Annotated in this window: 11 protein-coding genes; 8 read left to right on the top strand and 3 right to left on the bottom strand. The window is 61.4% G+C overall.

Features of this window, described 5'->3' with window-relative positions; all coding sequences use genetic code 11:
* Nucleotides 1-19: 19 nt before the first annotated feature.
* Complete coding sequence (rfbB, locus tag NUG20_RS04025; RefSeq protein WP_263397166.1) at nt 20-1,075, bottom strand: dTDP-glucose 4,6-dehydratase; 1,056 nt, start codon at nt 1,073-1,075, stop codon at nt 20-22.
* A gap of 238 nt (nt 1,076-1,313) precedes the next feature.
* Here rfbB and NUG20_RS04020 point away from each other — a divergent pair, with 238 nt between their 5' ends.
* From NUG20_RS04020 to NUG20_RS03985, 8 genes are all read left to right on the top strand, one after another.
* A complete protein-coding gene (locus NUG20_RS04020; protein WP_263397165.1) occupies nt 1,314-2,060 on the top strand; it encodes an electron transfer flavoprotein subunit beta/FixA family protein in 747 nt (248 codons plus the stop codon).
* The gene (locus tag NUG20_RS04015) at nt 2,060-3,016 is read left to right on the top strand and encodes an electron transfer flavoprotein subunit alpha/FixB family protein (protein WP_263397164.1); all 957 of its coding nucleotides are present in this window, start codon (nt 2,060-2,062) and stop codon (nt 3,014-3,016) included. Before NUG20_RS04020 ends, NUG20_RS04015 begins: the two co-directional genes overlap by 1 nt.
* Before the next feature lie 195 nt (nt 3,017-3,211).
* Nucleotides 3,212-3,910 carry an NAD-dependent epimerase/dehydratase family protein gene (locus NUG20_RS04010; protein WP_263397163.1) on the top strand — a complete coding sequence of 233 codons (699 nt, stop codon included), beginning with the start codon at nt 3,212-3,214 and terminating at the stop codon, nt 3,908-3,910.
* Nucleotides 3,888-4,865, top strand: a complete 978-nt coding sequence (locus NUG20_RS04005; protein ID WP_263397162.1) for a glycosyltransferase family 2 protein — start codon at nt 3,888-3,890, stop codon at nt 4,863-4,865. Before NUG20_RS04010 ends, NUG20_RS04005 begins: the two co-directional genes overlap by 23 nt.
* Entirely contained in the window at nt 4,862-5,284 is a 423-nt protein-coding gene (locus NUG20_RS04000) for a GtrA family protein (protein WP_263397161.1), read from the top strand. The genes NUG20_RS04005 and NUG20_RS04000 overlap by 4 nt, the downstream gene beginning before the upstream one ends.
* Entirely contained in the window at nt 5,281-6,606 is a 1,326-nt protein-coding gene (locus tag NUG20_RS03995) for an NAD(P)/FAD-dependent oxidoreductase (protein WP_263397160.1), read from the top strand. The genes NUG20_RS04000 and NUG20_RS03995 overlap by 4 nt, the downstream gene beginning before the upstream one ends.
* Entirely contained in the window at nt 6,603-8,627 is a 2,025-nt protein-coding gene (locus NUG20_RS03990; RefSeq protein WP_263397159.1) for a hypothetical protein, read from the top strand. The genes NUG20_RS03995 and NUG20_RS03990 overlap by 4 nt, the downstream gene beginning before the upstream one ends.
* 86 nt (nt 8,628-8,713) lie before the next feature.
* A complete protein-coding gene (locus tag NUG20_RS03985; protein ID WP_263397158.1) occupies nt 8,714-9,799 on the top strand; it encodes an FkbM family methyltransferase in 1,086 nt (361 codons plus the stop codon).
* A 94-nt stretch (nt 9,800-9,893) separates the two neighbouring features.
* Here the strand turns inward: NUG20_RS03985 and NUG20_RS03980 are convergent, their stop codons facing one another.
* Entirely contained in the window at nt 9,894-10,835 is a 942-nt protein-coding gene (locus NUG20_RS03980) for a GDP-mannose 4,6-dehydratase (protein ID WP_263397157.1), read from the bottom strand.
* A complete protein-coding gene (gene gmd, locus NUG20_RS03975; protein WP_263397156.1) occupies nt 10,819-11,859 on the bottom strand; it encodes a GDP-mannose 4,6-dehydratase in 1,041 nt (346 codons plus the stop codon). The genes NUG20_RS03980 and gmd overlap by 17 nt, the downstream gene beginning before the upstream one ends.
* Nucleotides 11,860-11,885 lie beyond the last annotated feature (26 nt).

The raw sequence follows: 11,885 nt of genomic DNA, 5'->3' as shown, positions 1-11,885 counted from the left end.
CTCTGGCGAGAGACTCGCGTTATGCCGCCGTACCGATGCGTTCCAGCCGGTAGCTGCCGTCGAGCACGCCCTGCACCCAGGCCTGGTTGGCCAGGTACCAATCCACCGTGATGGCGATGCCCTGCTCGAAGCTGTACTTCGGCTCCCAACCCAGCTCGTCCTTCAGCTTGGACGCATCGATGGCGTAACGGCGGTCGTGGCCGGGCCGGTCCGCGACATGGGTGATCTGGCTGACGCGGGGCTTGCCGTCGGCGCGCGGACGGCGCGCATCGAGCAGCGCGCAGATCGCCTGCACCACTTCGATGTTCTGCTTTTCGGAGTTGCCGCCGACGTTGTAGGTCTCGCCGACCCGGCCCTTTGCCAGTACGGTGCGGATCGCCTCGCAATGGTCGCCGACGAACAGCCAGTCGCGCACCTGCTTGCCGTCGCCGTACACCGGCAGCGGCTCGCCGGCCAGCGCCTTGGCGATCACCAGCGGGATGAGCTTTTCGGGGAAGTGGTAGGGGCCGTAGTTGTTCGAGCAGTTGGTGGTCAGCACCGGCAGCCCGTAGGTGTGGTGGAACGCGCGCACCAGGTGATCGGAGGCGGCCTTGGACGCCGAGTACGGTGAATTGGGCGCGTACGGCGTGGTCTCGCTGAACTTGCCGGTCTCGCCGAGCGTGCCGTAGACCTCGTCGGTGGACACGTGCAGGAAGCGGAACGCGTCGCGGCGCGCCTCGGGCAACGCCTTCCAGTGGTCGCGCACCGCTTCGAGCAGGCCCAGCGTCCCCACCACGTTGGTCTGGATGAAGGCGCCGGGGCCGTCGATGGAGCGGTCGACATGGCTTTCCGCGGCGAAGTTCAGCACCGCATCGGGCTGATGCGCATCGAGCAAGCGCGCGACCAGTTCGCGGTCGCCGATATCGCCCTGCACGAAGACGTGGTCGGGGTTGCCCTCCAGCGATGCCAACGTGTTCAGATTGCCGGCGTAGGTCAACGCGTCCAGGTTGATCACGCGGACGCCGCGCGACACCGCCTCCAGCACGAAATTGCCGCCGATGAACCCGGCGCCGCCGGTTACAAGCCAAGTAGCCACTGTCACGTCTCCTGATCGGGCGCTGCAGGGCGCTCCGCTGTCCCAAACCCGACAGGATATACGCTTTGCCCAGGACGGTCGCCTCCGCCCAGCGCCGCAGGTTCAGGCTCGGGCAGCGATGCCCGGCCGTCACCATACGCCCTCGCATGGTCCATCGCCGGCGGTTAGAATTCACCGACTGCCCCGTGCCAGCCGCCGCGGCCGGGCCTTCCCGCACTGCTGAAGGATCTCGTACAAGATGAAAATCCTCGTCGCCTACAAGCGCGTGGTGGACTACAACGTCCGCATCCAGGTCAAGCCGGACGGCTCCGGCGTCGTGACCGAGGGCGTCAAGCTTTCCCCCAACCCGTTCGACGAAATCGCCCTGGAAGAAGCGCTGCGCCTGCGCGACGCCGGCATCGCCACCGAGGTCGTGGTCGTCACCCTGGCCCCGGCCGATGCCGCCGCGCACCTGCGCAATGGCCTGGCGATGGGCGCCAACCGCGCCATCCACGTCGTCACCGACACGGCGATCCAACCGCTGACCGCCGCCCGCACGCTGCTCAAGCTGGTCGAGCAGGAGCAGCCGGACTTGGTCATCCTCGGCAAGCAGGCGATCGACGACGACGCCAACCAGACCGGACAAATGCTGGCCACGCTGTGGGGCCGCCCGCAGGCGACCTTCGCCGGCAAGCTGGTCGTCGCCGATGGCAAGGCCACGGTGACCCGCGAAGTCGACGCCGGCCTGGAAACGCTGGAAGTGGACCTGCCGGCGGTGGTGACCACCGACCTGCGCCTGAACGAGCCGCGCTTCATCAAGCTGCCGGACATCATGAAGGCCAAGAGCAAGCCGCTGCAGACCCTGGCCTTCGCCGACCTGGGCGTGGAGTCCAACGACAGCCTGACCACCACCCACTACGCTCCGCCGCCCAAGCGCAGCCGCGGCGTGATGGTCAAGGACGCCGCCGAACTGGTGGCCGCACTCAAGCAGAAGGGGGTGTTGTAATGGCCAAGATCCTCGTCGTCGCCGAACACCTGAACGGCCAGCTCAACGCGGCCACCGCCAAGACCGTCAGCGCCGCGCAGGCGCTGTCGCCGGAGTCCATCGACATCGTGGTGCTGGCCGCCGACCCGGCCACCGTCGCCGCCCAAGCCGCGCAGATCGCCGGCGTCGGCCGCGTGCTCACCGTCGCCGACCCGGCCAACGAACACGCCATCGCGCAGGTGCTGGGACCGCAGATCGCGCAGCTGGCGCAGGGCTACAGCCACGTGTTCGGCCCCTCCACCACCTTCGGCAAGGACCTGATGCCGGTGGTCGCCGCACTGCTCGGCGTCAACCAGATCTCCGACCTGATGGCGGTCGATGGCGACTACGCCTTCAAGCGCCCGATCTACGCCGGCAACGCGATCATCAGCGTGCAGGCGCCGGCCGACCAGACCGTGGTCGCTACCGTGCGCAGCGCCTCCTGGCCGGAAGCGGCCCGCTCCCGTGAAAGCGATAGCGGCAGCGCGGCGATCGAAGCGGCCAGCGTCACCGCCACGCTGCCCACCCACACCCGCTTCGTCGGCCTGGCCGCAGGCACGTCCGACCGCCCCGACCTGCAGAGCGCCAAGCGCGTGGTCTCCGGCGGCCGCGGCGTGGGCTCGGCGGACAACTTCAAGCACATCTACAGCCTGGCCGACAAGCTCGGCGCGGCGGTGGGCGCCTCGCGCGCGGCGGTGGATGCCGGCTACGTGCCCAACGAACTGCAGGTTGGCCAGACCGGCAAGATCATCGCCCCGGACCTGTATGTGGCCATCGGCATTTCCGGCGCGATCCAGCACCTGACCGGGATCAAGGACGCGGGCACCATCGTGGCGATCAACAAGGATGCGGAATCGCCGATCTTCGAGATTGCGGATATCGGCTTGGTAGGTGACTTGTTCACGCTGTTGCCGGAGTTGGAAATGGCGCTGGCCTGAACACAGCGCTCCGCGTGGCCGCAACCAGCGGGGGCGGCCACCAACGCGGCCGAGCGCGTACAGCAGGGAATGGCCGTGGGCAGGACAATTGCGGCAAAAATCCCTACACTCCCTACATTCATGTTGGTCAACAACCCTCCGAGACCCAGGGTCAGGGTGACCGCGGCCATCAATGGAACCCGAGTAGCGGCAATTATGATCGTAGGCAACGGATTGCTCGCATCCGCGTTCGAGCAAAAGGCAATAGAGGCGCTTGGCGCGACCATCTTTGCGTCCGGAGTATCCAACTCCAATGAAGTCGATCCGGCAGCCTATGCGCGGGAGAAAAAGCTGCTCTGCGAGCACTTGAAATTGGCGCGTGGCACTTTCGTCTACTTCAGTACCTGCAGCATCGCTGACCCCGATCGCGGCGTAGGTGCCTATGCTCGGCACAAGAAGTTGATGGAGGAGGAGGTCGCCACTCGCGACGACTACCTCATTCTGCGACTACCGCAGGTGGTCGGCCATACGGCAAATCCGAATACATTGACGAACTTTCTGGCCAGCCGCATCGCCGAAGGCGTGAAGATCCCCCTGTGGTCCGGGGCGATCCGCTGCCTCGTCGATGTGGAACATGTCGCAGCAATCACCCTGGAGCTGTTGCGCCAGCCACGTCCCATGCGCGTGCTGGGCGACATTGCGCCACCCGAAGTGGTGACCATGCCGGAGCTAATCGATATGCTCGAATCCGTGATGGGGGTTCGTACGCAGCGCGAACTGATCGATCGAGGCGGCGGCAGTCGACCGGATCCCGAGCTGATGCTGTCGCTATCGCATAGGTTGGGGCTGGACATCAGCACCGGCTACACTGCGCGCCTTCTTCGTAAATACTATGGCCGCCCCGATGCGCCGTGAGATGTATGAGCTTTCGGTCGTCATTCCCGTCTACCGAAGCGAATCGATCCTGCCTGCACTGGCGCAAAAGCTTGAGGAGACGCTCCCTCCCCTCTTCGGCGATTCGTTCGAAGTGATCCTGGTCAACGACTGCAGCCCAGACCGGTCTCGAGAAGTCCTGCTTGAGCTAGCGCGGGACAGGATCTGGTGGAAGGTTGTTAGTCTGCGTAAGAACGCCGGCCAGCACAATGCGATCATGAGCGGGCTGCGCATGGCTCGTGGCAAGCGCATCGTCACAATGGACGATGACCTGCAGCATTCGCCAACAGACATCCCTAAGCTGCTGAGCGCCCTTGACGCGAGCTATGACGTATGCTACGCAAGCTTTCACGCCAAGCGACACGCCCTGTGGAAGCGCCTGGGAAGCAGCTTCAACGACCGGATGGCCACTCGCCTGCTCGACAAGCCGAGAGGACTGTACCTATCTCCGTTCAGGGCCATGGTCTCGGGCGTACGTGACGAATTGGTCAAATTCACCGGCCCTAACGTCTATCTGGATGGACTCATTCTCACCACGACGAGCCGGATCACCAGCATCACCATCGATCACCACGCGCGGGCCGACGGCCAGTCGGGCTATAGCCTGCGGAAGTCGATTTCGCTGTGGCTCAAGATGGCGACCAGTTTCTCCGTGCTGCCGTTGCGGCTTGCGTCACTGATGGGTATTGCACTCTCCGCGCTTGGGTTCCTGCTAGCCGTTGCCTTCGTCATCCAGCGATTCACCATCAACGCGATGCCGGTTGGCTGGTCCTCACTGATCGTATCGGCACTGATCATCGGTGGCGCACAGTTGCTCGCACTCGGAGTGATTGGCGAATACGTAGGCCGCGTCCTCCGGCACGTGAACGCAAGCCCGCAGGCGGTAGTCGAAACAACGGCGAACTTCGACGACAACTCGAACGAGTCGGAAGCATGAAGATGCTACGCACCGCCATTGCCGATCCGCGCCTGCGTCAGTTCGTCCTGTATGCCGTTTGCGGGGGAACTGGCGTCCTGGTCGACTTGTCACTGTATACGCTGCTGGTTTGGCTGGATTTCAACTACCAGGCGGCCAATGCAGCGGGCTACGCCGCCGGCACGCTCGTCAGCTTCGCCCTGAACCGGCATTTCACATTCCAGGCCTACGACAAGACCTTGCAGCGCCTCGGGCTCTTCTTCGCGGCCGCCCTGGTCGGGTATCTAGCCTCCAGCGCCCTGTTATGGCTCCTGGTAGGCGTGCTCGGCTGGGCACCGCTGCCTGCGAAAGTCGCTACGCTATTTTTCGTGCTGATTCTGCAATTTTCGCTGAATCGGGCAATCACCTTCAAAGCATCAATGGGCAAATCAAGCAAATGAGCAACCAATTCCATACTGCTGTCGTCGGCGGCGGCTTCGCCGGCCTGTCTGTGGCATATGAGATCGCCAAGGCCGGGAAGCGCGTGGTCGTCATCGAGCGCGATGGCGAGTTGGGCGGCCTCGCCGGCGGCTTCAAAGTCGGCAATGAAGTGCTTGAGAAGTTCTACCATCATTGGTTCAACAATGATGCGGAGATCTTCAAGCTGATCGAAGAACTCGGCGAGCGGGAGAATATCCTGCTCAGGCCCACCCGCACCGGCATGTACTACGCCGATCAGTTCTTCCGGCTGAGCACGCCGATGGACCTGCTTCGCTTCAAGGCGCTGCCATTCCATGACCGAATCCGGCTCGGCATCGCCGTACTCCGTGCACGCTCGGTAAAGGACTGGAAGCAACTGGAGAAGCTGAGCGCCAAGGAATGGTTGATCGACCTGTGCGGGCAGAACGCATACGACGTCGTCTGGGATCCGCTCTTGGTCGGAAAGTTCGGCGATGTCGCCGATGATGTTTCGGCAGTCTGGTTCTGGAAGAAGCTGGTCCTTCGCGGCGGAAGCCGCAGCAGTTCTGGCGACGAGGTCTTGGCCTATTACAAGGGCGGCTTCGCGGAACTGGCGAACCGCCTAGGCAAAGAGATCGTCAATCTTGGTGGCCAGATTCGACTATCGACTGAAGCGCTCCGAGTGATGACCGACGCCGGGCGTGCGACTGGCGTCGAGACGAGCGACGGTCCCGTGGCCGCGGAGAATGTAGTGATTTCGACTGCATTTCCGATCACTGCAGATCTGCTCGAAGGGGGCGTGCCCGAGGACTATCTCCAGAGACTGCGCCGCGTCCGCTATCTGTCCAATGTCTGCATGGTCCTCAGCCTGGATCGCAGCTTGTCCGATACATACTGGCTTAACGTCAACGACCCCGGCTTCCCTTACGTAGGCGTCATCGAACACACCAATTTCGAGCCGCCAAGCTCTTACGGCGGCCGCCACATCGTGTATCTGTCCAAGTATCTGCCGCCGAGCCACGAGATGTATACGATGAGCGACGAGGAACTGCTCGACTTCTCGGTGCCACACCTGAAGAAGATGTTTCCCGAGTTCGACCGCAGCTGGATCCAAGACGTTCATGTGTGGCGAGCCGACTACGCGCAGCCGATCGCCGAGAAGCACTACTCGCAGCTGGTGCCAGGACGAGCCACGCCGCTGGCGAATACCTTCGTTACCAGCATGGCCCAGGTTTATCCGGAGGATCGCGGCACCAACTACGCGGTACGCGAAGGCCGCGACCTGGCGCGCAGCATCCTCTCCACGGAGCGACCCGCCGGGTGAGCACGGAATATGTCGTGCAGGGTGCGGACGACGTCCTGCGCCGACTTTCTCCGGCGCAACGCAGGCTTCGGGTAGCGCTCACCTACCTGATCGCGATGCTCATCCTCACCTCCCTCATATACGCAGTGTTGGCACGATTGCCGGCTGTGCGAATCGGAGATGGGGCCGAGTACTACGCTATGGAACTGGCCGTCAGTCATGAGCACAGGCCATTCGTTGCGGCTCCCACCTGGGCGGCATATGAGCAAATCTGGAAGCAGGGGAGCATCGCCTCCCTGCAGACAGCCGATCAACTCAAATCTGTCTACGTGCCGCTCACGCGCGAGGGCGAGACCGACTTCAACCATTTCTGGTTCTATCCCCTGATGGCGAGCGTGGCCAGCGCACCAGGGAAGTATCTAGGGCTGGTCGACGCCTCTCATGCACGCTTCATGATGCTGCACGCCCTACTGATCGCGGGACTGCTGCTGCTGTGTTTTCGCACGCACGGTTTCAAAGGCATGCTTGCCGCAACAGCGCTGATCGTTACGTCGCCAGCACTGTGGTACGTCAACAAGGTTCACACCGAGTTGTTCACCGTTGTACTGACGACGGCTGCAGTTTGCCTGGCACTGAAACGGCAGTGGGCCTTTTCCGGGTTAATGCTGGCAATGGTGACCACTCAGAACATCAGCTTCGTTCTTCCCGCCATTGCGGCATGCCTGTTTGCCCTTGCAGCCTATCGCACTGAGGATGACCGCGCGCCAGGTCTGATGGATACATTGGCTCTCGTTATGGCGGCAATCATCGCGCTACTCCATCCGCTCTATTATTTCTCGCGCTATGGGGGCCTCACTCCGCAATTGATCAACAAGGGCGCCGAGGTATCGCATCTGGACGTCTTTTCGTCTATTCAATACCTGCTCGACCCCGACGTCGGACTGCTCCCGAATTGGCCGCTTGGCGTGCTCCTCCTTGTCCTTGCGGCGCACGGGCTGTACCGCCGCCGGCTTCCGCTGCCAAGGCCGAGCATGGCAGCGTTCACGGCCATCTTCGTGCTGGCAGCAATGGCCGCTCAGGCGGCCACGACCAACATCAATTCGGGTGGCACGGCAGGTCCAGCGCGATACGGCCTTTGGTATCTCTGTCTGTTCTACCCTATCGTTGCATTGTTGAAGCCTCTGTCGGCGAGCCGCCTGAACCGCTGGATCGCCCGCGCCTGCTGGTTTGTTGCAATGGTTGCCGCCGCCATCGGGGTTCGCGACTACCTGCCAAACAAGCCCGAGTCCTACACCAGTCCGAGCCGTGCCGCTTCGCTGATCTACGGGCACGCACCTTGGCTATGGAATCCGAGCCCGGAAGTCTTCGCCGAACGCAACGCACAGCTGGGAGAGCGCACGCCCCCGGGCCCCGCTCTCGTGCTCGGCCAGGGTTGTCGCAAAGCCCTGTTTCTTCCAGGAACCGAAAACCATGTCGCGCTGTACCCTGCCGGCGCCTGTGGCCTCACCGCCGCCGCCGGGGCCAAGCTCATTGGCAGCCAGTTTCCGTTGCTACCGCAAGAACCGACGTATTTTTCTGTCAATCTGGAAGATGTCGCATCGATGAAAGGGGTGCTGTCGGCGACACAGCCAGCAGGCCCCACCGAATTGCGCGCGTACCTTGGCGATGGGTGGTCGTCCGACGAGCCATGGGGCGTTTGGTCGCTTGGAATGCACTCAAGCCTTCATCTCCGATTGGAGCGGCCTGCGGCCCAGGGGGCGGCGCTGATACTGCGCGCCAACGGACTTTGGCACGGCGAGCGGCATGCGATGACGGTCTCCGCACGGGTGAACGGCGGCCCATGGCAGACACGCACCATGACCGCCTCTGAACCCCAACCTGCAGTCGTGCCTATCAGGTTGCCGGCGCTACCGGCGGGCGCAGACGTCCTTGTGGAGTTGCGATACGACAAACCCGCTTCTCCTGCGAGCCTGGGCCTTTCCCAGGACACTCGGGAGCTTGGCATCGGCCTGGTGTCCCTGGAATTTTCGCCACATTCGTAGCTACGACGCCTCCGCCCGCCTAGAGAAGCAGCGCCAACGTGATGTTTTGGCTATACTGCCGGAAGTCTTTCTTTTGGTTTTAGATAATGGCGCAGAATTCCACAGAGGCAGTGAAATGGGCGTATCGGCTCCTGCTCGATCGTGAGCCGGAGAACGAACAGGCGATCGAAGCCAAGCTCAATCTGGCGACCATTCGCGACTTGCGCCTGACCATCCTGGGGTCGGAGGAATATACCGGCAAGCGCGAAAATCCGCAGAAGACGGCGCAAAGCCCGTTTTTTCATTACACAAGCGCGTTCGACGCAGTAGCAGTGATGCGCAGCCATGCGGCAAAGAATCCGGAGCCCAAGCCTGGTTATCTGGTTAATTTCCTTGGCGTGGCGATCGATCCGAAGTTCTTCCCGACAATCCTATCCGCGCGCGCGGGCGAAGTAGAGCCATTGCCGATTCCAGCGAACTGGCATGCAGACATCGCCGAATGGGGTGCAGCATTGCGCGCCGTCGACTTGGCGGGCGAAAGCTTCACCATGGCGGAATTGGGATGCGGCTGGGGATGCTGGATGAACAACACCGGCGTCGCTGCGCGGAAGAGCGGGCGCAAGGTCAAGGTGATCGGCATCGAAGGCGATGGTGATCACGTCCAGTTCGCGCGTGAAGCTCTGGGTACCAACGGCTTTGCGGACGACGAGATCGACCTCTGCCGTGGCGTGGCGGCGGCGACAAGCGGAATCGCATTGTTCCCACGCCAGGATGTGCCTGGTACGACATGGGGCAGCGAGCCAATCTTCGGCGCGTCCGAGGAGCAGCGCAGCCAAGCGGTAGAAGCTGGGTCGCACGATGAAATTCAGATGCTGTCGCTAGCCGAACTGCTGGAACGGTATCCACGGATCGACCTGTTGCATGTCGACATCCAAGGAGGAGAAGCAGACCTCGTGGAACAGACATTGTCCTTACTGAGCGAGAAGGTCGCCTACATCCTGATCGGCACCCACACGAAGCAGATCGAAGGCCGCTTGTTCGAAGCATTCACCGCGGCTGCATGGCAGCTGGAAATGGAGCGCGCGGCTATCTTCGACATTGCTGACGGTGCGCCACGAATTCGAGTGGATGGGGTGCAAGCCTGGCGCAACCCCAGGCTTTTCGTGCAACAGCAGGAACGCAGCGCATCATGATCAAAGTTCGGCGCGCGAGCTGTTTGCTACAGCTCGCGCGCAGCACTTTTGATATAGACAGCTGACACATCCCTCTAGCGCCACGCGTCACGCGTCACGCGGCTCGGAGCATCCAATCGAGGGTGTCACGGAGAGGCGGGCACGACCAATCTCCAATGATGCTTTTCAAGAGCCGATTGTCGCCTCTAAGCACCTTCACTTCATTCGGCCGCACGAATGCCGGATTTACCACGACCTCCAGCGAGTGGCCGGTGGATTCCTTACAAAGTGCAATGACATCTTGCAACGAATGCGTGTTGCCGGAGCAGATATTGACAGTGCGACCGATCGCGGCTGGTGCCTGCAGCAGCCGTCTATAGGAGTTCGCGACCGAGCGCACGTCTCCAAAATCGCGCTCCACATCCAGGTTGCCCAACTCGATCCTTTGATCACGCCGGACAAAGTGAGACACCACCTTTGGAATGAGGAAATTGTCGGCCTGCCCGAGTCCCGTGTAGTTGAAGGGCCTGACGGTCACAATCGGCAACCGCGGCCGCCAAAGGCGTGCTACATATTCCATCGCCAGCTTGCTTACGGCGTAATCGTTCGCCGGCGAAGCAGGCACATGCTCATCAAGCAGATGGGTTGATGAGTTGCCATAGACGTTGGCACTGCTGGCGAGCAAAACGCACTCCGGCGCGAGGCCTGAATCATCGATTGCCTGCAGCAGGTTACGGGTACCGAGAAGATTTACATTATAGAAATCTTCAACCCGACCGTGCGCAACAAATGCTAACGCCGCGAGATGGACGATCATGTCCGGCCGGCATTTCGTCAATACCTCACGCAGCGCCCCCACCTCACGGAGATCCGCTTGGTGGTACTCGTCCGCAGGAATCAGCGCGCCCGCCCAGTCGTCAACGATGTCTTTGTGAGTTCCCAGTCCAATGAGGTGACAACCCTGCGCCTTCAACTCCGACGTGACGTAACGCCCGGTGAAACCCGACGCCCCCGTCACTAGGATCCTCTTGCCAGCCAGGTCAGAAGGAGAAACCACGCTCGTTCCTCTTGAGATCAGCTTCCACCATCATCTGGCACAACTGCTCCAGCGTCGTTTTCGGCTTCCAGCCAAGCAGCTGCTCAGCCTTCGCCGGGTCGCCGATCAGGAGATCCACTTCCGCAGGACGATGGAATTTCGGGTTGATGCGAACGAGGGTTTCGCCGGTAGCGACGTCCACCGCGATTTCCTGCAGATCCTGCCCACGAAAATCAACCTCGATGCCAGCACCCTTGAACGCCATGCGTACAAAGTCGCGCACTGTCTCCGTTCGATTCGTTGCAAGGACGAAAGTATCAGCGTGATCTGCCTGCAGCATTCGCCACATGCCTTCAACATATTCCTTGGCGAAACCCCAATCACGCTTGGCATCGAGGTTGCCCAGCTCAAGCACATCTAATTGCCCCAGTTTGATTTTGGCAACTGAATCGGTGATCTTACGGGTCACGAACTCGCGTCCGCGCAGCGGGCTCTCGTGATTAAAGAGGATGCCGCTCGAACCGAAGATGTTATAGCTCTCGCGGTAGTTCACCGTGATCCAGTGCGCATAGAGCTTCGCAACACCATAAGGACTACGCGGGTAGAAAGGCGTACTCTCTACCTGTGGAATAGCCTGCACCTTGCCAAACATTTCAGACGTAGACGCTTGATAGAAGCGAATCCTCGGATCGATCAGACGGATCGCCTCAAGTAAATGCAGCGCGCCCACGCCAGTGATTTGCGCAGTAGTGGTCGGCTGCTCGAAACTGACGCCGACAAAGCTCTGCGCTGCCAAATTATATATCTCGTCCGGCTGGATCTTCTGCACCATTGAAATGGTTGCACCGAGGTCGGTCAGATCGTACTCGACGAGCTTCAGATTCGGATGACCTGACGCACCAACCTCATCCAACCGCCAGAAATTCACCGAACTGGTTCGGCGATAGGTCCCGAAGACCTCGTAGCCCTTCGAGAGCAAAAGCTCTGCCAGGTACGCACCGTCCTGACCTGTAACCCCGGTGATGATCGCCTTCTTATTGCTCATTGTCTCTCTCTGCTCTGCATTTGTAA

This window comes from Xanthomonas sp. CFBP 8443 (genome assembly GCF_025666195.1).
GTDB lineage: Bacteria > Pseudomonadota > Gammaproteobacteria > Xanthomonadales > Xanthomonadaceae > Xanthomonas_A.
The sequence above is the reverse complement of the archived record's forward strand: the minus strand, read 5'-3'. Positions and strand labels throughout refer to the sequence as shown.